Here is a 22,801-nt window from a genome sequence, read left to right as displayed (position 1 = left end):
CGCCCTTCCGGTCCCGCTCCTCCCCCGATCGAGGGAGGACCTCGACCGCCACCGCCACCGCCACCACCACCGCCCCGCGAAGCCCACGGGCACCCCGTCCGACGCCCGACCGACACCCCGTCCGACCACCCCACCGCCCTCCGGGCCCCCGACGAGCCGGTCCCGAACCCCCGCCCGGGGAACGCCAGTTCCGTCTGTTCGTCACCGCCCGCTCTCTGGTAGTTGTTTCACCACGCACGGACGCAGGCCCGTGACGCAGGCCCGCAGCGGCGCCCCGGGCACCGCAGGGAGGACGCACATGGGCACGACCACTCGGGACCAGGTCCTGGCTGTCGAACAGCACGCGGTGAACCACGCCTACCGCTGCTACGCCGCGCGGCTCGGTGAGCTGAGCGGATCGTCGACGGCCAAGGCATCGGCGAGTGGCAAGGACGGGATCGCCAACCGGGCGGAGGCGGAGGCCCGGGCCGCGGCGTACGACGGGCTCAACGACGAAGCCCTGGTCTTCGCCCGGGTCGACGCCCCGGAGGACCCCGGCGGCAAGCCGCGCCCCTGGTACATCGGGCGCCGGGGCGTACGGGACGACGCGCGCGATCCGGTGGTGGTGCTCTGGTCGAGTCCGCTGGCGAAGCGGTGGGCGGAGGCCCTGCCCGAGTCTCCGGGCGAGGTCTCCCTGCGACGCCGGCTGCGGTGCGTGCGGCACATCGTCAAGGACTACTTCGACGAGATCGCCCCGTCGGCCTCCGCACCGATGCCCGACGCGCTCCCCGCACCCGCCCCCGAGGCGGTTGCCGAAGCGTCCCCCGAGGCGGCCACCGAGCCCCGTCCCGTACCCCGTCCGACCCCGCGACCCACGCCCCGCCCCACTCCCCGGCCGGTCCCCCGGCAGGCCACCGAGCACCGCGGCCAGCGCGGCCCCCACCCCGCGGCGAAGGACCAGGCGGACGCCCCCGCCCCGCCCCGTCCGGAACGCCGCCCGGAACTCCGGCCGGACGACTTCCTGTTGCGCGAACTCCAGCGCTCGCGCAACGGCCGGATGCGGGACATCGTCGAGACCATCCGGCGCGACCAGATGGCCCTGGTCACCGGCTCCCCCTCGGACATCCTGGTCATCCAGGGCGGCCCCGGCACCGGCAAGTCCGCCGTCGGCCTCCACCGGGTGACCTGGCTCGTCGACAACGCCCACTTCAAGGCCCAGGACATCCTGGTCATCGGCCCCCACCAGCGGTTCCTCGACTACGTCGGCCAGGTCCTCCCCACCCTCGGCACCCGGGACGTCAACGCCGTCCAGCTGAACCGCCTGTGGGACGGCGAGGTGCTCGGCACGGACTCCCCGCGGGCCAGGACGGTGAAGTCGGACGAGCGGATGGCGGCCGTCCTGCGGCGGCGCGTCGAGCGCGAGTACCGTCCCGAGGCGCTGGACGACCTCACCGAAGCCCCCTCCTTCGAGGGCGACGAGCCCACGGTCGTCGTGACCGCCGGCAGCACGACGCTGCGCGTGTCGCGGTCCGAGGTCCTCGCCCTGCTCGCCCGGGCCCACACCGGCGACGGCCCCTACCGGGAGCGCCGCGACCGCTTCCGGGGCCTGCTCGTGGACCGTCTGCTGAAGGAGCTCTCGGACGTCGCGCCGCGGCGCCGGCAAGCCGACTCGGTCCGCCGCGACCTGGAGCGCAACCGCCGGGTCGAGCGACTCGTGGACCGCGTCTGGCCGTCACCGGGCGCCCGGGAGGCGCTGCGCACCCTCTACGACTCGCCCGACCTCCTGGCCGCCTGCGCCGACGGCGTCCTCGACGCGGACGAGCAGGCGGTGCTGCTCAGGGCCCGCGCCGCCACCGCCGGTGCCGAACCCTGGACCCTCGACGACCAGGTCTGCCTCGAAGAGCTCCGGATGCTCATCAGCGGGGAGACCCCGAGGCGTTACGGGCACATCGTGATCGACGAGGCCCAGGACCTGACGCCCATGCAGGCCCGCACCCTGCGGCGGCGCTGCGCCGTCAACGGCTCCATGACCGTCCTGGGCGACCTCGCGCAGGCGACCGGGCCGCACATCCCGGCGACGTGGGAGCAGCTCGGCGCGATCCTCTCCGACGACGGCGACTGGCGCATCGCCCGGCTGGAGACCAGCTACCGCGTTCCCGTCGAGATCATGCGGTTCGTCGCGCCCCTCGCGCAGGCGGTCGCACCGACGCTGACGTCTCCCCAGGCCGTCCGCTCGGTCGGCCCGGACGCGGTGCGGACGGTGGCGACCGACCCGTGGCGGCTGCTCGACGACACCGTCACCCAGGTGGCCCGCCTGGTGGGCACCGACGACGGGCACACCCCCCGTTCCGTGGCCGTCATCGTCCCCGACGACTCGAACTGGCTCGACGAGATCGACCGCCGGCTCAACCGGAGCGGCGCCCCGGCCGACGGCACGGGCGACAGCACGGGCGGTGCCGTGGCAGACGGCACGGGCGGCACCGGGGGCCGCGAGTCGGTGTCCGTCCTGGCCGCCGCCCAGGCCAAGGGCATGGAGTACGACCACGTCCTGGTCGTCGAGCCGGCCACCATCGCCGATCGCGGTCCGGCCGGGCTGCGGCAGCTGTACGTGGCCCTGACCCGCAGCACCCAGAGCCTCACCGTGCTCCACACCGCTCCGCTGCCGGAGGCGCTCACCGCCCCCGGCCCGACCGCACCCCAGGCCGATCTCCAGGCCGATCTCCAGGCCGCGCCCCCGGCCGATCCGCAGGCCGCACCCCGGTCCGAGCCCCAGCAGGCCGTTCCGACGGAGAAGGCCACCGGCCCCCTCCCCCGGATCGGCGCGGACGTCAGGGTCGAGGTCGTCGGCCGCGCCCCCGGGGGCCGCTACCGGGTCAAGCCCCTCTCCCCCGGGATCGACCGGCCCGTCGTCCTCACCGTCCGGCACGGCTCGGTGCCCCCGCGGCTGGGCGAGAAGCTGGACTGCTGGGTGTTCGCGAACGAGACCACCCAGACCGTCCTCACCGCCGACCAGCGGGGCCGGTCCCCGGTCTCCGAGCGGATGGCGGGGCGCTACGTCGCGGCGCTGGACGTGCTCGGCGAGCTGGTCGGGAGGGACGGGGACGTCCCGGACGCCCGCGTCCACCTCTCCGAGTTGCAGGGCATGGCCAACCGCGTGCTGCGGCGGGACCAGGCCGACTGGGTCGACGTGTTCCACCTGCTCGGCTCCCCCGACCGGGACGCGCTGGGCGCTCTGCGCGACCTCGCCGCGACGACCAACCGCGCGCTGAAGGAGGGCGCCCTGGACCTCGTCCGGCTCCGGGCGGAGCTCACGGCGTCGGGCTGGACGGAGCGCCTGGCCGAAGCCGCGAGAGGCTCCGGGCCCGCTTCACCCCCGCCACCTCGGCCTCAACCACCCTCACCGAGACCGCCCTCACCGAGACCGCCCCCGCCGACACCGCCCTCACCGAGACCGCCCCCGCCGACACCGCCCCCTCCGAGACCAGCCCCACCCAACCCACCCCCACCGACGCGGACGCGCCCCCCGCCGCCCCGCGCCACCCCGAGCAGGAGGACGACAGCCCGATGGTCCCCGCGGTCAGCACCCCCGCCGCACCCGCCCCGGCCACGAAGGAGGGCTTCCTCCGCATGCTGGAGGCGTCCGCCGAGGCCGACCGCGGCTGCAAGAAGCACGAAGCGGTCCGGTACGCGCTGAAGTCGGCCCTGCTCTGGGCCGACTTCCAGCCGACCGACTCGCCGGTCGTCGACGTCGCCTGTGTCACCGGGCAGGGCCTCTTCCTCTACGAGGCGCTCGGCACCGGCTGTTCCTCCTACCCGGACCTGCGCTCAGGCGCGACCCGGCTGCTGGAGATCAACCACACCCTGCCCGCGCCCGCCGCCGCTCTCTACCTGGTGCTCGCCGAAGCGCCCACCGAGGACTGGTCGGCCGACACCGTCCGCGACGTCTTCGGCGTCCACGTCATCTGGCGCCGCCCGGACGGCGGTTGGGGCGGCCGGGACACGGACGCCGCCCTGGGCGTGCCGGGGGCGTAGCCTCAGCCCGCGCGCTGCGGCGGCTCCGGCACCGGGCCGAGCGCGTCGCGCAGCATGGTGCGGGAGGTGATGCCGAGCTTCTCGTAGATCTGGTACAGGTGCGCCCCGACCGTGCGGTGCGAGATGAACAGCCGGTCGGCGATCTGCTTGTTGGTGAGTCCGGAGGCGGCGAGGCGGGCGATCTCCAGCTTCTGGGCGCTCAGGCCACGGGTGTTCGAGGCGTCGGGCCCCGGCCGGCTCAGGCCCGTCGCCTGGAGTTCGTTCCTCGCCCGCTCGACCCACGGCCGGGCCCCCAGGTCCTCGAACATGGCCAGTGCGGCGCCGAGGTGGTCCCTGGCCTCGGTGGTGGACCGGACCCTGCGCAGCCGTTCTCCGTAGGCGAGCCGGACCCTGGCGTGGTCGAAGCGCCACCGGTCGCCGCCGGGGGTGTCCAGCGCGAGGGCGAAGAGCCGCAGGGCCTCCCGGTCGTCGTCGCTGCACAGGGCGGCCGAGGCCTCCAGCAGCATGGCGTGCCGGGAGGACACGGCGCCCAGCCCGGCCTCGCGCATGGCCCGGACGTGCGCGGCGGCCTCCTCGCGCCGGTCGCAGCGGACGCCGGCCTCCACGAGGTGCGCGGCCACCCACAGCGCGTGGGGGACGTGGGAGGCCAGGGTGCCGGCGGGGCTGACGGCGTCGGCGTGCCGGTAGGCGAGCGCGAAGTCCCCGCTGCCCAGGGCCGCGACGGCCGCGGCGTGGTGGGCGTAGTGCGCGGCGCAGGGGGCGCCGTGGCGCGCGGCCCAGTCGATGACGTGGCCGGCCGTCGCGAGGCTCTCCTCGGTGTGGCCGCGGGCGCCGAGGACGATGGACCTGATGAACAGGAAGTACCAGGCGAAGGCGCGGTACCCGTGTTCCTCGCAGGCCCGCAGCGCCTCTCCGGCGAGGTGGAGCGCCTCGTCCCACCGCCCGGTGAGGTAGTCCTCCAGGCACAGGTGGATGAGGGAGGAGAGGTGGCGCCGGGCCGGGCCGCCCTCGCGTCCGGCCCGCACCACCTGCCAGGCCGCTTCGCGGACCTCGCCGAGGCGGTCGAGGTAGAGGGCCCCGGTGCCGACCCGGGTGATCAGTACGGGGTCGGCCTCCTCGCCCAACGCGGCTGTCAGGGCGTCGAGTTGCCCGTGCGCGGCGGCGCCGGTGCGCGCGGGGTCGGCGAAGGTGCGGCCCAGGACGGTCAGAATGGCGGGCGGCTCGGGGGTGAGGCGTTCCAGGGCCCGGTCGTAGGAGCGCCACAGGTCGGGGTGGGCGCCGAAGAAGCAGATCACGGCGAGGACGTGCAGCGCGTCGACGAGCGCCTTGTCGTCGGCCCGGTACCGGTGGGCGCCGGCCGCGGACTCGATGGCGGTGGTCAGCAGCCGGTGCGCGGCACCCACGTCGCCGCCCCCGCCCACGTCGCCGCCCCCGCCGGGCACGTCCCCGTTGAGCACCAGCAGCGCCGACGCCGTGGCCGAGTGCAGCGAGTCCTCCCCCTCCGGCCCGGCCTGGCGCGCGTCGTCCAGGAGTTGGCGGGCGCTGGTCAGCTCCCCGGTGGACTCGGCGCCCAGGTAGGCGGCCTCGGCGAGCCGGCGGCGCCGGTTCGGCCCCTCCGGGGAGAGGTCGGCCGCCCGGATCAGGGTCCGCATGGCCCCGGCGGCGTCGCCGCGCCGCAGGGTGAGGCCGGCGGCGTGCTCCAGCAGCGCGGCGACCTCCTCGTCGGGCTCCAGGGTGGCCTCGCCCAGGTGCCAGGCGCCGCGTTCGGGCCGGTCGGCCAGCGCCTGGGCGAGTGCCGCGTGCGCGGCGCGCCGTTCGCCGCTGAGCGCGTGGGTCACCACGGCGGATCGGATCAGCGGGTGGCGGAACCTCAGCCGCTGCAGCCCTTCCTCGATGTCCACCAGCCGGTCGCGCTCGACCGGGCCGAGGGCGTCCAGGCCGTACGAGCCCTCGGCCCGGCGGGCGGCGGCCTGCAGCACGGCGAGGTCGCCGGTGCCTTCCAGGGCCGCGAGCAGCAGCAGTTGCCGGGAGGCGGCGGGCAGCCGGGCGATCCGCGCCCCGAACAGCGTCTCCAGCCGTCTGCTGAGCGCCGGTACGACCGGGCAGTCGGCGGAGGCGGCCGCCGGCACGGCGGGCGGCAGTTCCAGCAGTGCCAGCGGGTTGCCGCCGGCCTCGGCGAGCAGCCGCCGGCGTACTCCGCGCCCGAGGCCGGGGAACCGGTCGGCGAGCAGCCGGGCCGCCGACTCGTCGTCGAGGGGCGGGAGTTCGTACGTGGGGAAGGCTGCGGCTTCCCGGGGGCCCAGTTCGCCGGAGCGCGCGGCCGCCACGAAGCCGACGCCCAGGCCGGTCACCCGGCGGGCGACGAAGCCGAGCACGGCGGTGCTGGCCGGGTCGACCCAGTGCAGGTCGTCGACGACGAGCAGCAGCGGCTGCCCGCCGGCGACGGTCTGGAGCAGCCGCAGGACGGCGTTGGAGACGAGGAGTTGCCCGGGCGGCGGGCCGCTGTCGAAGCCGAGCACCACCCGCAGGGCGTCGCGCAGCGCGGCGTCGAGCTGCTCCAGGGCGCTGAGGTGCGGGAAGAGGATCTGGTTGAGGCCCGAGTAGCCGCAGTCGGCCTCGAACTCCACGCCCGAGGCCCGGAACACCCGGGCGCCGTCCGCGAGCGCGGCCGTGGCGACCGCGTCCAGGACGGCGCTCTTGCCGACACCGGCCTGGCCGACCAGCAGCAGCGCCCCGCCACCGGCCCCGATGCCGAGCCGCTCCCGGACCAGCCGCAGATCGCCGTCCCGGCCGACCAGCGGACCTCCGTCGCCGAGCACGCCGGCCTCGACCCCGCCCACCACAACCGTTCCCCTCCCGCGCGATTCCGGCCGACCGCCACCCGCGCGCCGAAACCGGACTTCCTCGGGAGGAAATCCCCTCGGCACGGCCGTGAACGCCTCTGGCCGCCCATTATGGCGGTAAACGGATAGTCAATTCATGAACTCCCCGGTCCACTTTCGGCCACCGGAGCCGGGGCGCGACGCGCGACCACGGCACCGGCTCCGCCATGTCCCACGTCGACGGCTCGGCCGCCCGGCGCCGGTTCCTCCGGGACCCGCGTGAGGCCGCCGGCCTCGGCGAGATCGTCACGCAGGACGGCGGATCCGAGTCGGCGCTCTCCGTCGACGACCCGGAGCCGGCACCCTACCCGGTGTACCTGTCCCCGGACACCCACCGGGGCACCCAGCGGTTCGGCACGATCTGCTCGCGGCCCCCGGCTCCACCGCGGCCGGGCTCCGCTGGAGGTTCGTGGCGGTCACCCGGTGACCCACCCGGCCCGGTGAGTCCGGCGGCCGGTCGATCCGTGGATCGGCCGGCCGCCTCCGTGGTGCCCGGCGAGCGGCGTGCTCCGCCCGAACGACCTTGCGCACAGATCGCCCGATCGGCCATCTCCGCAGGTCAGCACGGTGTGTCTGACAGTCCGTGAGGTCTGTTCGGATGGCGGCGTCGCTTGCGGGGGGTCGCGGCCCGTGGCTGTCTGGTTCCGGCGGGGCCGACCGGTCGCCGCCGCTTCTGATCTCGAACTCCACGGAGAGAACCATCATGCGTGCTGTCAAGCGTGTCCTGGCCGTTGCCGCCCTCACCACCCCGCTCGTGATCGGCTGCGCCGGCCTGGCCTCGGCCACCGAAGGCCTGGACGCGTCCTTCGGTCAGGGCTTCTTCACCGCCAACCAGAACGGCGCCGGCTTCGGCGCCAACCAGTCCACCGTCAGCCCGGACGGCCTCTCCCACGCCACCGCCTGGACCTACGCCGACAACGAGGGCATCAGCGGCTCGTACACCGGCGCGGGCGCCATGTGGAACAACGAGTGACGAACCCCGCACCGCCGGAGTCGTGAGGCCCTCACGACTCCGGAGCGGTTGGACGGCCGGTCGACCAGGAGGTCGACCGGCCGTTCCCGTGAAGGCACCCGTGGGCCGCGGGGGAAGGGCGTCACATGGCGCGGGTCGGCAAGGCCGCGGAACCGGCCCGGCGCGCCCGGCGCGTGGAGAGCCGCCGAGGATCCGCCGAGGGCGGCTCACTCTGCTCCGGCCGGTCGCGCGGACTGGACGGGGTACGGGAAGCTGGCGGCGCCGCGGCCCGGTTCGACCGCGACGCGGAGGCCGCCGTACGCGGGCAACTCGTAGAAGCACCAGGCCACTTGACTGTGGTTGACCGCGCTCTCGACGGGCGGTTCGATCAGCGGCCGCGGCTGCCTGATGTGCTCCAGCAGACCCTGGTAGTCCGCCTCGGTGTACGCGCACACCGTGTGGCCCCGTGGACGGCCGAGCTGCCTGGGGACGGACGGTGCGCCCGCCGCGGGGATCACGGCGGCACTCGCGAGCGCCGCCGCGGTCAGGGAGACGGCCGCCCGACCCCGCATGGACCACGGCACGGCGGCCCCCTTCCGATTCCTCGGCGAGCAGCGGCCTCGCCGCCCGGAAGGGGAATCCCACCCCGGAGGGGAGCGGTAAACAGCGGCCGGGAAAGTCGTACCTTACGAAATCGGCCCCGGGGAGCGGGAGTTGGAACGCGAAGGGGCCCGGCACCAGTGGATGCCGGACCCCTCGCGACCATGGAAGACAAAACGGCCGGTCGATCCGAAGATCGACCGGCCGTTCGCTGTGCGCGAGGGGGGAGTTGAACCCCCACGCCCTTTCGGGCACTGGAACCTGAATCCAGCGCGTCTGCCTATTCCGCCACCCGCGCATCTGGGTGATGAGGAAAACTATAGACCATCCGGAGGGGTGCCTCCGACCACCCCCCGGCGAACGGGCGGGGCCGCCCCCGGGTGGGGGCGACCGCCGCCCGGTCGCGTTACGGGGCCGGGGCCCGGAGATGGCGGGTGAGGTAGCCGAGCCAGGCCTGCTCGAAGGCCTGCGCGAGCCGCGACTCGGGGGCGAACAGGTCGAAGGCGTGGTACGCGCCGGGGTACAGGTGGAGTTCGACCGGGACACCGTGGGCACGCAGGCGCGTGGCGTAGTCCAGGTCCTCGTCGCGGAAGCAGTCGAGTTCGCCGACCGCGATGAAGGCCGGCGGCAGCCCGCCGAGGTCCTCCGCGCGGGCGGGGGCGGCGTACGGGCAGACGTCGCCGGTTCCGGCGCGTTCGCCCAGGACCGCCCGCCAGGCCAGGAGGTTGGCGGAGCGGTCCCAGATGCCGATGTCGGTGATCTCGTGGCTCGACGCGGTCCGGTTCCGGTCGTCGAGCATGGGGTACATCAGCGCCTGGAAGAGCGGTGCCCGGCCGCCGCGGTCGCGGACCAGCAGGGCGGTGGCCGCCGCGATCCCTCCGCCGCCGCTCTGGCCGGCGATCCCGATCCGGGCACCGTCCAGGCCCAGGGCCCCCGCCTCACGGACGAGCCACCGATGGGCGGCGTACCCGTCCTCGGCGGCGCCGGGTGCGGGGGTCTCGGGGGCCAGCCGGTAGTCGACGGCGGCGACGGCGCAGCCGACCCGCGCGCACAGCCGCTTGAGCCAGGGGTCGTCCTGGGCGGCGAAGCCGAGCACCTGCCCGCCGCCGTGGAACCAGAGCAGCACCGGCAGCGGCCCGCTCGCGGTCGTGGGCCTCAGCAGACGGATCGGCACGTCGGGGCCACCGTCCGGCCGCGCCGCGCGGTGTTCCTCCACGGTGACCGACGGGTCGTCGGGTGCGTTGGCGGCGCTCGCCTCGGCGAAGGCGCGGAGCGTCTCGCGCGTGGCGGCGATGTCGGTCAGGTCGAACGCGCCGTTGGGGGTCATCGGAACGCCGTCGAGGGCCCGGCCGAGTTCCGGGTCGATCCGCAGACGGGGGACGGACGTCGTCGTGTCCGCTGCCATTGCCGCTCAGGCCCCGAACTCGTCGATAACGACCACGCCGGTCGGCCCGTACGTCTCCAGGTCCGCCAGCACCGAGCCCGCCTCGTGGAGGCCGACGGTGCGGGTGACGATCCGGCCGGGGTGGAGGCGTCCGGCTTCGATCATGTTGAGCATCGTGCCGAACCGCTGGCCCTGCATGCCGAAGGCGCCCAGGAACTCCAGTTCCTTGACCATCATCACGTCGATCGGCAGCGCGACGTCCCCCCGCTCCGCGCCGGTGGTGTGCCCGAGTTGGAGGTGGCGGCCGCGCGTGCGCAGCGAGAGCACGGAGTTCCGGCAGGCCTCGGCGATCCCGACGGCGTCCACGGACACGTGGGCGCCACCCCCGGTGAGGGCCTTCACCGCCTCCGCCGGCTCGTCCGTGGCCGCGTTGACGGTGTGGACGGCCCCCAGGGCGCGCGCGGCCGAGAGCTTCTCGTCGTCGATGTCGACCGCGATGACGTTGGCGCCGGTCGCCGCGGCGATCTCCACCGCGGACAGGCCCATGCCGCCGCCCGCCCCGTACACCGCGACCCACTCCCCGCCGCGGACCCTGGCCTGGTCGACGACGCCGTGGAAGGCGGTCATGTAGCGGCAGGCGAGGGCGGCGACGTCGACGAAGCCGACGGACTCCGGCACCCGGACGAGGTTCACGTCGGCGAAGCGGACCATGACGTACTCCGCGAAGGCACCCCAGTAGGAGACCCCGGGCACGAGCGAGTCCACGTGCTCGCACACGTGCTGGTTGCCGCTGCGGCACATCTCGCAGGAGCCCTCGCCGGGGTTCATCGGGAAGATGACGCGGTCGCCCTCCCGCCAGCCCCGGACGTCCCGGCCGACCTCCACGACGGTGCCGGCGAACTCGTGGCCGAGGACGAACGGCGGCTCGACCCGCGGCCCTCCCGTCCAGAACTCCCCCGCCCACAGCGCCCAGTCGGTGCGGCAGATGCCGTTGGCCCCGACGCGCACGATCGCACCGTCCGGAGGGCAATCGGGATCGGGTACCTCGCGGATGACGAGGGGCTTGCGGAGTTCTTCGATGACTGCGGCGCGCATGGACGCGACCTCCTCAGGGATTGTCCACCGGTTCAAGCGGTGGACTTGGACGCTATGTGCTCGCCGCGCACCGCGTCAACCGCCTAAAGTGGTGGACATGAGCGATGGGGACGGCCGACGAGAAGGGCGCCAGCGCGCCAGGACCGACTTCCGGTTCGACGACGCGCGGCTGTGCTTCGCCTTCGCCGGCACGCTGGCCGACCGCGGCAAGGACGTGCGGGTCGAACGGCTGGCCCGGCCGGAGGACCTGAGCCGCTGGTGCGTGGAGAGCGGCTGCACGACAGCCGCGCCGGCCTGCACCGAGGCCGACCTGGACGGCGCCAGGCGACTCCGCGAGGCGGTCCAGCGGATCGGCCTCGCCCTGGCGGAGGGAACGACGCCCGCGGTCGGGGACGTCGACCTCGTCAACCGCGCTGCGGCCGCACCGACTTCGGCGCCCGTACTCTCGCCCGACGCGGCCACCGTCCGCTGGCACGGGGACGGCGTCACGGCCGTGCTCTCCATGGTCGCGCGGGACCTGATCGAACTCTGCGGGTCCGACCAGCGGACGCGCGTCCGCATCTGCGGGAACCCGGCGTGCGGGACGCCGTTCGTCGACACCTCCCGTGCGGGGGCACGGCGTTGGTGCTCGATGAAGACCTGCGGCGCCCTGGTGAAGAAGCGGGCCTACCGGGCGAGGAGCCAGGCAACCGCTGAGGCCGAAGAGGCGGTTGCGTCTATCCGATAAGCGCACCGGACTGAGGCGCTTTCTGGACAGCCCTCACGGGACCCAGCGGGGCACCCTTGATACACACACGCTGCGCCGCCGGTACGGCGACACAGCAAGGAAGTTGAACAACGTCCTCGGGGCGGGGCGCCGGCGGGCGCCCCGCCCCGAGGGCGTTGAGGGGGTGGATCAGCCTTCGAGTGGAAGGTGGCCGGCGCGGACGGCCTCGACGAAGGCACTCCAGGAGGAGCCGGGGAAGACCAGGACCGGGCCGGCGGGATCCTTGGAATCACGCACCGGAACGAGGCCGGGGAATCCGGGGGCTACCTCGACGCAGTTGCCGCCGTCGCTGTTGCTGTGGCTGCTCTTGCGCCAGGCGGCCGCAGCGACCTCGATGCAGTTGCCGCCGTTGTCACCGCTGTAGCTGCTCGTCCGCCAGATCAACACAGCTCGCTCCTCGGGGAGTTCTACGCCGGGAAGTCGCCCTCACGGACCGCCGCAACGAAGGCTTCCCAGGCGACAGCCGGGAAAACGAGCGCCGGGCCCTGCGGATCCTTGGAGTCACGCACCGGAACGAGGGCGGGGAATCCGGATGCCACCTCGATGCAGTCCCCGCCGTCGTCCCCGCTGTAGCTGCTCTTCCGCCAAGCGGCTGCGGCGAGCTCGTTGCTCATCATCTCTGTAACCCTCCAGCGCATCGGCGATCAGCTGTAGCGAGTCAGCCTCTGACAGGCATTCAGCACGGAGCTGATCATAGCGACGCTGGTGCTTGGCCACGGTGTCGGAAGCATCACTCAGATGGCCTCGATCGAGGCTCTCCGAGTAGACCCAGCGCTCTCCGTCCGGAAGCTCCAGCAACACCATAGCTGTCTTGACGAAGGTCCGCCGGTTCGAGAACGGCGCCACCTGAATGATGACGTTCGGAAGCTGCGCCACCCGCAGGAGATGCTCCATCTGACGTCTCATCACGCTCGGCCCACCCACAGCCGTGCGGATGGCACTTTCATCGAGGATGACGAGCAACAGCGGCCCGTCGGGCGCGAGAAAACGACTCTGCCGACCGAGTCGGGCGCGGATCCGCTCCTCGATCTCCTTCGGGCTCAGGGCCACAGCGCCGTTGGCGAAGAGCGCATGCGCATACTGCCTGCACTGCAACAGGCCGTGAATCATGCTGTCCTGGTACACCCGCAACGCAACCGAGACCGCTTCAAGGTCCGCGCGCTCCTGGAACCAATCAGGGTGATCGATCGACGCGTTCCAGTCGACCATCCCGTACAGCCGCATGAGCAGGTCACCGGTGTTCAGCAGCTGCCCGATCTCCACGACCTCATCAAGAGGCGGCTTGCGCCGCCCGCCCTCGGTCCGTGAGACCACCGTCCGGTCGAGGTGGAGCAGCTTGCCCAACTCCTCCTGGGTGTAGCCCGCCTGCTCTCGCGCGTAGCGGATCTCCTCGCCGAACATGATCGCGGAGCTCGCCGTCGGTCCGCGCTGCTTTCGCCGTGTCATCACCACTCCCACCTGTGCGTCACGTGCTCAACACGTGGATTTGGACGCAACCGTACCCCCGCAGGCCGATCATTGACACCGGAAAGCGATCATCTGCGTGCGCAGCGTGAGCTTCGCGCCCCTCTCGCACGCCCCTCCGCCCCCTTCGAGGTGCCCCATGCTCACTGCCCGTCGCCCCCGCATGTTCGTCGCGCGCCTCGACTCACGGACCGAGTCCACGCCCCTCGCGCGCTACCTGCTCCGGGCGTACCTCTCCGGGCTCCCCTCGGGCGAACGGTACGGAGACACCGCCGAGTTGCTTCTCGGTGAACTGTTCGCCAACGCCGTCCAGCACTCGGACGCCCCCGACGAGAGGCACATCGAAGTCCGCTTCTCGCTCGTTAACTCCCGCCTGAGGATTGAAGTCCACGACGCCGGCACCACCCACCCCGCGCTCCACTCCCCCACCCCCGACGACGAACACGGCCGCGGACTCTTCCTCGTCAACGAGCTTGCCGAACGCTGGGGCAGCACCTCCCACCCGGGCGGCGTCGGCAAGTTCGTCTGGGTCCTCGTCGCTCCCGTCCCCACCCCCGTCCTCGTCACCGTCTGAAAGCCCGAACCCCCATGAATCTCGCCACCCTCGCCCGCCACACGCTCTCCCGTGGCGCCACCCCGGCCGCCACGTACGCGCTCATCGCCCGCCTCGGTCACCAACCCCTGATCTGTGCCCGCGCGGTCTGTCTGGCTCTCGACATCCCCCACGCCGAAGCCACCCGCCGCCTCGACGACTGTTACGACGCCCTCCTCGCCGACCCCCGCCCCAACTCCGAGGACGACACCGGCGAACTCCTCGAAGCCCTCGGTGTCTTCGACGTCCCCAAGAGCCTCGACACCACCGAGCTCGCGGTCGTCGACCTCTTCCTGGCCGCCATCGAGGCCCTGGGAGGGATCCGCCCCGGCCATCAGCACGGCCTCCAGCGCTGGTTCACCACCGGCAACCTCACGGCGGCCTACCTCTCCCTCACCGCCACCCACCCCCTCCCCCGCACCGGTGACCCGGCCCAGTACTGGAGCACCCTCACCAGCGCCGGCGAACTCCTCACCGCCGCCCCCAACCCGGACCCCCGCCTCAAGCTCGCCCTCACCCACTGCCGCACCCAAGCCGCCACCCACCCCTGAACCCCAGCGACTCCGCCAGCACCCAGCGGACACCGAACGCGCCGAACCCCACGCGCCCCGCGCAGGAAGTCGACCCCACCGACTTCCTGCGCAGCCCCGGCGACCAGCAGGCACCGACTTCGCCGCACGAACGCGCGCCCAGCCAGCACAATGAGGCCGAACCGCAAGAACGGACGAGAGGCCCCGGAGATCCATGCTGAACCCGCTCGCTGCGCCGGACGCGGTGGAAGCCGCGGCGGAACCCCTTCTCGACCTGCTCCAGGACTGCGACCACGAGCCGTTCATCGAACTGCTTCACGTGGTCCCCGTGACGGGGACGACACCCGGTCATGACCGGATGCGGGGTCTCGCTCAGGCCGTCTACGACGCCGGCGGCTGGGGCAGCGGATACCAGGTGACAACACCTGTAGTCCCGTTCGCTTCTCCCCGGGCCTGGCGGGACATTCTCCGTCGACAGGCGACCGAGGGGTTCATGCAGCCCGCCAACAGGTGGCCGGCAGCCGACCTGCGCACGCCCGACGAGATCCGGCAGGCCGGCGAACTCGCCGATGGCGTCGCCGACCTCATCGAGGCGCACCTGGGTCCCGTCCGAAGCTCCGGCGATGTCGGAGGCCCGCACTCGTCCTACATCTGGTAGCTCAACCTGCTGTTGGTCACCGACAGTTGGGCCACGATCCTGCATCTCGCGATCAGCGACTGACCAACCACCTCTCCGCCACCGGCAAGCCTCCGGCTTCCCGCCAGGCCCCGAACGCCACTTCACCCCGCACCAGAAGTCGCCCCCGCCGACTTCCCACGCTCCCCGGCACCCAGCGGCGAAGCCAGGCCGTACGCCACAGCGGCCGAATGCCCAACTACCGGACGCTCCCCGGGCAGACAAGAAGGTGCCGCCCCCGGCGTCCCGGGGGCGGCACCTTTCCACACCCACCGCGGTGCGGCCGGCGATCAGTTGATCTGCCCGCGAATCTCACGCTCGCGCGCAGGAAGTCGGCCGGGCCGACTTCCTGCGCGCGTTACATCCATCCGGAAGCCGAGCCGCTGCCCTGCCGGCTTCCCAAGCACGTGACTACCTGGGGCGGGACCCGCTGAAGAGGTCCATGTAGCCCACGTACGGCATCAGCTGCTGCAAGGTGTAGAACGTGCGGACGAACCCCTCGGTGCCGAACGTGAGGGGAGGAGTGCCGGCGTTGTTCATGACCCGGTACACCCAGTTCGAGATCGTGGCCCAGTTCGTCTCCAGATTGACGTTCTCCACGCCGATCTGGGTGTAGCCGTGGTTTTGGATGTTGCCCCGGATGTTGTCGAAGATCCGCCCGAAGCGCGCCGCCTCCGAGGTGGCCTGGACCATCATGAGGATGGAGTCCGCCAGGAGACTGCGCCCGCTGCCGCTGGCCATGAGGCCGGAGATGTGGTGCACCTGCTGCAGGGCGTTGTCGAGCCGCGGCCCGTTGATCTGCTGGTTCTGCCGGCTACCGCCGCCGGGGATGTTGTTGTAGTTGCTGGACCAGGGAAGAACACTCGCGTTGACGCTCAGGACCCGGTTGAAGCGGTTCGTCGACGCGGCGCCGTCGTTGAAGACCCAGTGCGTGCCGCCGGCCTGGTAGAAGCCCGCCAGGTACAGGTTGTGCGGCCAGAAGTACATCGCGCCCTGGTAGACGCCGTTCCGGTTGATGCTGATCTGGATGAGCTGGTCGTTGTCCGCCACGATGGTCTCGTCCAGGTCGGTCCTGAACCAGTCGTGGCTGCTGAGCGTGTGGAGCCGGGCGATCACGTCCCAGTACCGCTGCTGCGGCGAACTGCCGCCACCGTTCAGGTCACTGATGTCCCAGTCGATGTTGGTGAGACGGTCGTTCGTGTCGGCGCGCGCCGCGGGCGACGTCATGCCCGTGAGCCCGACCGCCAGCGCGAGGGCGATCATCACACCGACCAGGCGGCGGAGCACCCGCGCCGGTGCGCTGAGTTCGTTTGTCGTTAGCATGCAGGAATTCCTCGATGATGATGAGACGAGTCGTCAGCGCGCCTCACCAGCCACCGGTTTCCACACGCGGCCGGCATCCATGACGCACTGCCAGCAGGCTAGGCAGCCGTCCGATTTCCCGATGCTCCGTCAGGGGCCGAGCACTTGATCACCAGTGCACACTCACGGGCCTGCCCACCGGCATCATCCGGTGGGCAGGCCAGGGGGCGCGCGCAGCCCTAGCCGCGCCGGGTGAACACCCAAGCGAGCAGGCTGGTCACGGTGGCACCACCCGCCGCCGCAGGGCGCGGCGTTCGCCTGGCAGAGCTGCGCCTTCGCTTCATGATGAACTGACAGCGGACGGAACCTGACAGTCCACCGAGGTGCACCCTGTGGTGGGATTCGCCATTCCAAGCAGCGAGAAGCTTCCGCCCGGGCCTCGAAGGGACCTGGTCGAGGGCTTGCACGGGCTGTACCGGGGCGCCGGCAAGCCCAGTCTCCGCGACATCTCCGACGGCATCAAGCGCCGCGACGACCTGCCGACGACGGTGAGCCACGACACCGCGAGCCGGCTGCTGAACGGAGTGGCAGTCCCCTCCTGGGCGAGGGTGGAGTCCATGGTGCGCTACCTGGCCGAGGCCGCCGTCGGACGGCAGAAACCGGACCCCGAAGACGAGGTCGAGCGCTTCCACCGACTCTGGCTCGCCGCCGAGGACGCGGATCCGGATGCGCCAGCAGAACCACCCACAACCGGTCAGGCGCTGAGGGCGGACCGTCGGTCCACCGATCTCGAGCGACGAATCACCGCCCTCTACCGCCTGGAACGACTGGCTTGGCGCACCCCACCGAAGGGAAGCTGCGCGGCGTTTCCTTCGCCGATGCCGATCTTTCGCGAGCGCGATTCTCCAAGAGTGCCCTGGAACGGACACAACTGACACGCACCCGGCTCGCCTCCATCGTGGTCGTATCCGACTCCGACTGAACCCACAAGACGAGGCCGCCGCCGTGCTCAAGGCGCCAGCAGGTGCCCGAAGGTGTCCCGCCCGATGCGCGCCGCCTCCGACCGGCCGACCACCCGCCCGCGCACATCCGGGTGGCTGCCCGTCCAGGTGCCGGCGCTCGCCTCGTCGGTGAAGAAGTTCAGCACGTCGCAGCAGGCCACGGCCGCCGGGCCGCCTCCGGGGCGCTGCCCGACGAAGACCACCGCGTCGGCCGGCTCCCACCGCAGGGTGCCGTCGACCGACGTGACGGTGACGGGCTCGCCGCTCACCGGGTCGGTGGAGGTGATCACCGCGTCCTGGCCGAGCATGGCCGGGATGCCCAGGGCGTCGACGGCGCACATCGACCACACCCCCACCCCGCCGGCGAGGCGGACCCGGTGCCGGGTGGGGACGGCGGAGAAGGGGTAGGCGGCGCGGATGTTCCCCGCCTCGTCCAGGGTGACGAAGTCCTCGGCGGCCAGTTCGGCGAGCGCCTCCGGCGGCAGCGGCCGGGTGTCGGGGGCGGTCCCGGTGTCGGCGAAGTGGCGCAGGATCTGCTGCTGCACGGCGCGCAGGCCGCGCTCGGCGGGGGCGCGGCGTCCGCGGCCGGCCCGGTCGACGACGCGCCGGACGTCCGGGAGGTCCGGCGCCTCCGGGAGCGGGGAGCAGCAGTCCGCCGGTCCCGGTCCCGGCCCCCCGGCATCGCGGACCGGCGCGGCCTGTCCGGCGAGGGCCCGGCGCAGGGCGGTCTCGTCCGGCAGGCCGGACATCGCGCCGTCCGCTCCCCAGTAGAGGCGGCACGACAGGCTCGGTACGGCGCCGGGCGGGGCGAACGGGTCGGTGCCGTCGAGCAGGATCGTCGGCGAGCCGTACATGCCCAGGCGGGCGGCCTCGGCCTCGTCGGCCACCTCGACCAGCTCCACCTCGGCTTCCCGCCCGTCCAGCGCGGTGGCCACCAGGTCCAGCGCGGGCCGCGCGTTCGGGCAGTCCGCCACCGTCAGCACCATGATCCGCATGTGCTCAGCCCTCCAGGCCGTCGTTCGACTCCGACTCCGTCTCCGTCGTCCGACGCTAGACCTTCCAGTGCACTGGAAGGTCAAGGGCTAGCCTGGAGGCATGCGCATCGGCGTCCTTGCCGCCCGCACCGGGCTGACGACCAAGACCATCCGCTTCTACGAGGACAGCGGCCTGCTGCCCGCGCCGCCGCGCACGCCGGGCGGCTACCGCGACTACCCGGACACCGCCGTGACCCGGCTCGCGTTCGTCCGCGACGCCCAGCGCGCGGGCCTCACCCTCGCCGAGATCCGCTCGGTCCTCGTCCTGCGCGACGAGGGCCACGCCCCCTGCAGCCACCTCACCGGCCTCATCCACGAGCACCTCGCCGACATCGAGCGCCGCATGGCCGACCTCGCCGCCACCCGGGAGGCGCTCCGCGGCCTCGCCGACCGCGCCGCCACCACCGACCCCGCCGCCTGCACGGCGGACGACATCTGCACCATCGTCACGCCGGCAGGGCCGTAGGCGCCGACGGCCGACGGCTGCCGCGCCTCGCCCCGTCCCGCCCCGCCTACAGCGCGGCCCGGTACGCCTCCAGGCGGTCCGCCAGTTCCGCCGGGTGGCCGAGCATCGGGAGGTGGTCGCCCGGCATCTCGTCGGGCCGGAGGCCGAGGCGCTCCTCGACGTGGCGCCGCAGGAACGCGGGCGGGAAGAAGCGGTCGCCGGTGGCCAGTAGGAACCTGGTGGGCACGTCCGGCCAGGCCGCCAGCGGCCACGGTGTCCCGAACGGCGTCGCCGACTGCCGCCGCTGGTGCCCGGTGAGGAGTTCCTCGGCCAGGGCGGCCGGGGTGTCGTGCAGGAACAGGGCGCGCTCGTCCTCCTCCGCGCCCTCCGGCACGCCCCTGCCGCGGTCGGATTCGCGGCGGGCCGGCCCGTAGCCGGTGTTCTCCCACCAGGCGCCCGGTGTCTCCCCGGGTGCCGGCACCTGGGCCTGGAGCATGACCAGCAGGTCCACCGGCACCCGTGCGCACACCAGCGGACCGGTGAAGCCACCGAACGAGTGGGCGACGACCACGAGCCCGCCCGTCCGGTCGCCGATCGCCGCGACCACCGCGTCCGCGTACTCGGCGAGCCCGGCCGCGTCGTCGTCGCACGGCAGCTCCGGCGCGAGCACCTCGTGGCCGCGCCTGCGCAACTCGGCCGCCAGCGGCTCCCAGCACCAGGCGTCGGCGGCCGCGCCATGGATCAGAACGTACGTCGTCACGGATCACTCCCGCCCGGAACGGATCACTTCCGCATCGCACCCGAGCCTACCGGCCGATCCGCCCCCGAACGGCCGGTCGGCACCCGCATACTCATCCCAACGACCATTCACCGACCGCTCGTTGGGGGAAGCCCTTGTTCCGCGACACCCGCCCGCGCGGCATCCGCGTACCGACCCACCGCGAGACCGCCGAGGAGTGGGGCGAGCAGATCGCCGCGCTCCGCGGCGCTCCGCCCGGGTGGTCCTTCCTGCTGGGGCGGCTCTCCTCCGACGGCTACCTCTGCCACCTGGACCTCAACTACCACCTGGACGGCGAGCTCGTCGCCGTCGTCCAGACCTCGCGCCCCGTCCCGGACGGCCACCGGGTGGGCTCCCTCACCACCCCGCAGTCCCAACTCTCCACCTTCCTGGCCAATTCGGACCGCCTGGACCTGCGCACCCACCTCGCCCCGCTCGACGGCCCGCCCACCCCGGGCGAGGTCCTGCTCCACGGCGCCCCCGTCCCGGTCGAGGTCCACCACAGCCACGGCTGCCGCAGCGCCCTGCTCCCCCGGCTCCCCTCCCAGCGGGGCTACGTGATCGTCACCGCCACCACCGAGCACTGGGCCGCCGCCACCGACCTCGCCCTGCGGCCCCCGGCGGCGTTCTGAACGGGGCAACGGGGCGGCGCACCGAACTCCCGGGCGATTCACTCGAACAGAGGCAGCGCCGGCGCCAAGCAACTGATCGACCGTCACGAATGCGCCGACAGCGCTATGTTCACGCCAATTGCCCGCAGGGCGTCCCCGACCCGGCGGCACGGATGGGGTTAGCCTGTGGCCATGGTTGCAAACTACAAGGAAGAAGTAGCCATGCCCGACGAGGAGTTCGTCAGCGGCCCCGCGCTGATCCTCCAGTCCCTCGCCTCCGACCCCGACCGGCGGGCCGTCGTCGCCGCCGACGGCACCGAGGTCACCGCCGGCGACTTCGCCGCCGCCACCTACCGCCTCGCCCACGAGCTGATCGCCCGGGGCGCCGCCGTCGGCACCACCGTGACCCTGCTGACGGGCAACACCCCCGAGGCCCTCAGCGCCCGGTACGCGGCGGGCCTCGCGGGCGCCCGGGTGGTGAACCTGTACGACGGCATGAGCATCCCCGTCCTGGCCGAGATCACCGCGAGCGTCGACACCGCCGTGCTGCTCGTGGACGCCGAACGGTACGCCGAGGCCCCCGAGTTGCTCCCGCTGATCGACGTGCCGACCGTCCTGACCCTGGGCCCGGGGCCGCTCGACGGCCGCACCCCGGCCATCGGCGAGGACGTGATCGCCGCCTCCGCCCACCGCCCGGCCGAGCCCCCGGACGTCCGGATCGGACCGGAGGACGATCTCAGCATCCGCCACACCGGCGGCACCACCGGCATCCCGAAGGGCATCCTCAGCCTGCACGGGCCCTACCGGCGCGTCTTCGACGACCCGGTCGTCAGCACCGGCGGCCCGCCCCGTTTCCTCGCCGCCACCCCGCTGGCCCACCTCGGCGGGGTCCTCGCCGACCTGGCCCTCCAGCACGGCGGCACGGTGGTCCTCCAGCGCTCCTTCGACCCCGGCGCGGTCCTGGCCGCCGTCGAGCGCGAACGCATCACCGACTTCTGGGTGCTGCCGCCGCTGCTCCACCAGCTCCTCGACCACCCGGCGATCGGCCGCACCGACCTGTCCAGCCTGCGGCAGATCCTGTACGGGGGCAGCGCCGCCTCACCGACCCGGATCCGCGAGGCGCTCAAGGTCTTCGGGCCCGTCCTGGTGGGCATGTACGGGATGTCGGAGGCGCAGCTGATCTCCGTACTCATGCCGCAGGAGCACAAGCGGATCGGTCAGGGCGGCCGGGTCCCGGTCGGCCGGCCCGTCCCGGGCGTCGAGGTGGCGATCCGCTCGCTCGACGGCACCGACCTGCCGGCCGGCGAGCAGGGCGAGATCCACATTCGCTCCGACGTCGTCATGGCCGGGTACTGGAAGCGGCCGGACCTCACCGCCGCGGTGCTGCGGGACGGCTGGCTGGACACCGGCGACATCGGCTACTTCGACCAGGACGGCTACCTCTACCTCTCCGACCGGGTCAAGGACCTGATCATCGTGGTCGGCGGGCACGTCTACCCCTCCGAGGTGGAGGAGCTCCTGCTCACCCACCCGACGGTCGCCCGCTGCGCGGTCTTCGGGGTCCGCGACGACCAGGAGGCGGAGCACGTCCACGTCGCCGTCGTCCCCGCGCCGGGACAGCGGCCGCGGCTGGACGAACTCCGCGCCTTCGTCACCGAGCGCAAGGGGCGGATCTTCGCCCCCGAGGTGCTGCACGTCGTCGACGAGATCCCGCTGACGCCCGTCGGCAAGCCGGACAAGAAGCGCCTGCGCGCGGCCGCCACGGGCTGACGGCGCCCACCGGGCCCACGGCCCACGGCTTCACCCCATGGTGGGGTTTGGCTCAACGGACCACGGCCCCCGTGCCGAGAAGCCAACGGGGTGGCGGCGCTGAGGGCCGCCCCCCCCCCCCCCCCCCCCGCCCCCCCCCCCGGCGGGGCCCCCCCCCGCCCCCCCCCCCCCCCCCCCCCCCCGGTGGTGGGTGTGTCCCCACCCCCCCCCCCCCCCCCGGCCCCCCCCGGGGGGGGGGGGGGGGGGGCCCCCCCCCCCCCCCCCGCCCCTCCCCCCTTCCTCGCCTCGCCGGGCCCCGCCCGGCTCCTCCCCCGCCCTACCCGGCCTCGCCGGGCCCCGCGAAAATGACTCCCCGACCACCTGTTCGCATGCCTATGATCACCCCCCATGACCAGCAGAGATGTGGGGAAACGCATGACGCAGCAGACCACCGACCGCCAGGGCCGGACCGTGGTGCTCGAGGAGATCACGGAGGAGAACTGGCGCGACGTCGCCGACGTGGCGCCCGCCGACGACCAGCGCCGGTACGTGGCCGCACTCGCCGCGCGCTACCTCCTGCTCTCCCAGCGCGGCGGGGTCTGGACGTCCCTCGGCGTCCGCGCCGGCGAGGACATCGTGGGCCACGTCATGTGGGCGTACGACGACGAGGACGGCACCCACTGGATCGGCGGCATGGTGGTGTCCGAGGCCGAACAGGGCCGGGGCGTGGGCCGCGCCACCGTGCACGCCGTGATCGAGCGCCTGTCGGCGCTGCCGGAGTGCCGGGAGATCCGCCTCTCCTACCACCCGGACAACACCTCCGCCGGGCACCTCTACACCTCGCTCGGCTTCCGGCCGACCGGGGACCACGAGGACGAGGAGATCGTCGTGGCGCTCCCCGTCGGCGCGGCGGTCACGGCCTGACCCCG

20 protein-coding genes, 1 tRNA gene and 1 pseudogene are annotated in these 22,801 nt (G+C 73.2%); 11 read left to right on the top strand and 11 right to left on the bottom strand.

All coding sequences use genetic code 11. The annotated features are described in order from the left end of the window. Positions 1-298: 298 nt before the first annotated feature. Positions 299-4,011, top strand: a pseudogene (locus tag ACGF0D_RS28180) (AAA family ATPase). Positions 4,012-4,013: 2 nt separating this feature from the next. Here ACGF0D_RS28180 and ACGF0D_RS28175 read toward each other — a convergent pair. Further along, on the bottom strand, positions 4,014-6,851 hold the full coding sequence (locus ACGF0D_RS28175) for an AAA family ATPase (RefSeq protein ID WP_392920954.1): 2,838 nt from the start codon (positions 6,849-6,851) through the stop codon (positions 4,014-4,016). Positions 6,852-7,596: 745 nt separating this feature from the next. On the opposite strand from ACGF0D_RS28175, the gene ACGF0D_RS28170 reads away from it, so the two are divergent. After that, complete coding sequence (locus ACGF0D_RS28170) at positions 7,597-7,866, top strand: hypothetical protein (RefSeq protein WP_392920951.1); 270 nt, start codon at positions 7,597-7,599, stop codon at positions 7,864-7,866. 206 nt (positions 7,867-8,072) lie between these two features. Here the strand turns inward: ACGF0D_RS28170 and ACGF0D_RS28165 are convergent, their stop codons facing one another. From ACGF0D_RS28165 to ACGF0D_RS28150, 4 genes are all read right to left on the bottom strand, one after another. Next, positions 8,073-8,429, bottom strand: a complete 357-nt coding sequence (locus ACGF0D_RS28165) for a peptidase inhibitor family I36 protein (RefSeq protein ID WP_392920948.1) — start codon at positions 8,427-8,429, stop codon at positions 8,073-8,075. Between the two features lie 230 nt (positions 8,430-8,659). Continuing rightward, a tRNA-Leu gene (locus ACGF0D_RS28160) sits at positions 8,660-8,743 on the bottom strand. A gap of 108 nt (positions 8,744-8,851) precedes the next feature. Then, positions 8,852-9,850, bottom strand: coding sequence for an alpha/beta hydrolase (locus tag ACGF0D_RS28155; RefSeq protein ID WP_392920946.1), 999 nt, complete (start codon positions 9,848-9,850; stop codon positions 8,852-8,854). 6 nt (positions 9,851-9,856) lie between these two features. Continuing rightward, a complete protein-coding gene (locus ACGF0D_RS28150) occupies positions 9,857-10,924 on the bottom strand; it encodes an alcohol dehydrogenase catalytic domain-containing protein (protein ID WP_392920943.1) in 1,068 nt (355 codons plus the stop codon). A 97-nt stretch (positions 10,925-11,021) separates the two neighbouring features. Between ACGF0D_RS28150 and ACGF0D_RS28145 the strand changes: the two genes are divergently transcribed. Continuing rightward, entirely contained in the window at positions 11,022-11,651 is a 630-nt protein-coding gene (locus tag ACGF0D_RS28145; protein WP_392920940.1) for a CGNR zinc finger domain-containing protein, read from the top strand. 168 nt (positions 11,652-11,819) lie between these two features. On the opposite strand, the gene ACGF0D_RS28140 is transcribed toward ACGF0D_RS28145, so the two are convergent. Genes ACGF0D_RS28140 through ACGF0D_RS28130 form a run of 3 tightly spaced genes read right to left on the bottom strand, consistent with a single transcriptional unit; the run spans position 11,820 to position 13,091 of the window. After that, on the bottom strand, positions 11,820-12,077 hold the full coding sequence (locus tag ACGF0D_RS28140) for a DUF397 domain-containing protein (RefSeq protein WP_392920937.1): 258 nt from the start codon (positions 12,075-12,077) through the stop codon (positions 11,820-11,822). A 20-nt stretch (positions 12,078-12,097) separates the two neighbouring features. After that, complete coding sequence (locus tag ACGF0D_RS28135) at positions 12,098-12,229, bottom strand: DUF397 domain-containing protein (RefSeq protein WP_392920935.1); 132 nt, start codon at positions 12,227-12,229, stop codon at positions 12,098-12,100. Then, entirely contained in the window at positions 12,192-13,091 is a 900-nt protein-coding gene (locus tag ACGF0D_RS28130) for a Scr1 family TA system antitoxin-like transcriptional regulator (protein ID WP_392920933.1), read from the bottom strand. Before ACGF0D_RS28130 ends, ACGF0D_RS28135 begins: the two co-directional genes overlap by 38 nt. 202 nt (positions 13,092-13,293) lie before the next feature. On the opposite strand from ACGF0D_RS28130, the gene ACGF0D_RS28125 reads away from it, so the two are divergent. The 3 genes from ACGF0D_RS28125 (at position 13,294) to ACGF0D_RS28115 (ending at position 14,934) form a co-directional block, all read left to right on the top strand. Continuing rightward, positions 13,294-13,728 carry an ATP-binding protein gene (locus ACGF0D_RS28125; RefSeq protein ID WP_392920930.1) on the top strand — a complete coding sequence of 145 codons (435 nt, stop codon included), beginning with the start codon at positions 13,294-13,296 and terminating at the stop codon, positions 13,726-13,728. A 14-nt stretch (positions 13,729-13,742) separates the two neighbouring features. Further along, positions 13,743-14,297, top strand: coding sequence for a hypothetical protein (locus ACGF0D_RS28120; RefSeq protein WP_392920927.1), 555 nt, complete (start codon positions 13,743-13,745; stop codon positions 14,295-14,297). A gap of 193 nt (positions 14,298-14,490) precedes the next feature. Further along, the gene (locus ACGF0D_RS28115; RefSeq protein ID WP_392920924.1) at positions 14,491-14,934 is read left to right on the top strand and encodes a hypothetical protein; all 444 of its coding nucleotides are present in this window, start codon (positions 14,491-14,493) and stop codon (positions 14,932-14,934) included. 429 nt (positions 14,935-15,363) lie between these two features. Here the strand turns inward: ACGF0D_RS28115 and ACGF0D_RS28110 are convergent, their stop codons facing one another. Next, the gene (locus tag ACGF0D_RS28110) at positions 15,364-16,275 is read right to left on the bottom strand and encodes a ribosome-inactivating family protein (protein WP_392920922.1); all 912 of its coding nucleotides are present in this window, start codon (positions 16,273-16,275) and stop codon (positions 15,364-15,366) included. Positions 16,276-17,086: 811 nt separating this feature from the next. On the opposite strand from ACGF0D_RS28110, the gene ACGF0D_RS28105 reads away from it, so the two are divergent. Continuing rightward, the gene (locus ACGF0D_RS28105; protein ID WP_392878713.1) at positions 17,087-17,236 is read left to right on the top strand and encodes a pentapeptide repeat-containing protein; all 150 of its coding nucleotides are present in this window, start codon (positions 17,087-17,089) and stop codon (positions 17,234-17,236) included. A 27-nt stretch (positions 17,237-17,263) separates the two neighbouring features. Here the strand turns inward: ACGF0D_RS28105 and ACGF0D_RS28100 are convergent, their stop codons facing one another. Continuing rightward, positions 17,264-18,250 (bottom strand): alkylmercury lyase family protein, encoded by a 987-nt coding sequence (locus ACGF0D_RS28100; RefSeq protein ID WP_392920919.1) that lies wholly within the window; start codon positions 18,248-18,250, stop codon positions 17,264-17,266. A gap of 100 nt (positions 18,251-18,350) precedes the next feature. Between ACGF0D_RS28100 and ACGF0D_RS28095 the strand changes: the two genes are divergently transcribed. Beyond that, positions 18,351-18,755, top strand: coding sequence for a heavy metal-responsive transcriptional regulator (locus ACGF0D_RS28095; RefSeq protein ID WP_392920917.1), 405 nt, complete (start codon positions 18,351-18,353; stop codon positions 18,753-18,755). Positions 18,756-18,801: 46 nt separating this feature from the next. Here ACGF0D_RS28095 and ACGF0D_RS28090 read toward each other — a convergent pair whose 3' ends face one another. After that, positions 18,802-19,494, bottom strand: coding sequence for an alpha/beta fold hydrolase (locus ACGF0D_RS28090; RefSeq protein WP_392920914.1), 693 nt, complete (start codon positions 19,492-19,494; stop codon positions 18,802-18,804). A gap of 134 nt (positions 19,495-19,628) precedes the next feature. Here ACGF0D_RS28090 and ACGF0D_RS28085 point away from each other — a divergent pair, with 134 nt between their 5' ends. The 3 genes from ACGF0D_RS28085 to ACGF0D_RS28075 all read left to right on the top strand — a co-directional run bounded on the left by ACGF0D_RS28085 (position 19,629) and on the right by ACGF0D_RS28075 (position 22,796). Then, positions 19,629-20,144 carry a hypothetical protein gene (locus tag ACGF0D_RS28085; protein WP_392920911.1) on the top strand — a complete coding sequence of 172 codons (516 nt, stop codon included), beginning with the start codon at positions 19,629-19,631 and terminating at the stop codon, positions 20,142-20,144. A 171-nt stretch (positions 20,145-20,315) separates the two neighbouring features. Beyond that, positions 20,316-21,893 (top strand): AMP-binding protein, encoded by a 1,578-nt coding sequence (locus ACGF0D_RS28080; protein WP_392920908.1) that lies wholly within the window; start codon positions 20,316-20,318, stop codon positions 21,891-21,893. Between the two features lie 387 nt (positions 21,894-22,280). Further along, entirely contained in the window at positions 22,281-22,796 is a 516-nt protein-coding gene (locus tag ACGF0D_RS28075; protein WP_392920905.1) for a GNAT family N-acetyltransferase, read from the top strand. Positions 22,797-22,801: the final 5 nt, after the last annotated feature.

Origin of the sequence: Kitasatospora sp. NPDC048298 (assembly GCF_043201465.1) — a bacterium.
Classification (GTDB): domain Bacteria; phylum Actinomycetota; class Actinomycetes; order Streptomycetales; family Streptomycetaceae; genus Kitasatospora.
Note: the sequence above shows the minus strand (reverse complement) of the source record. Positions and strands in the feature narration are given on the sequence as shown.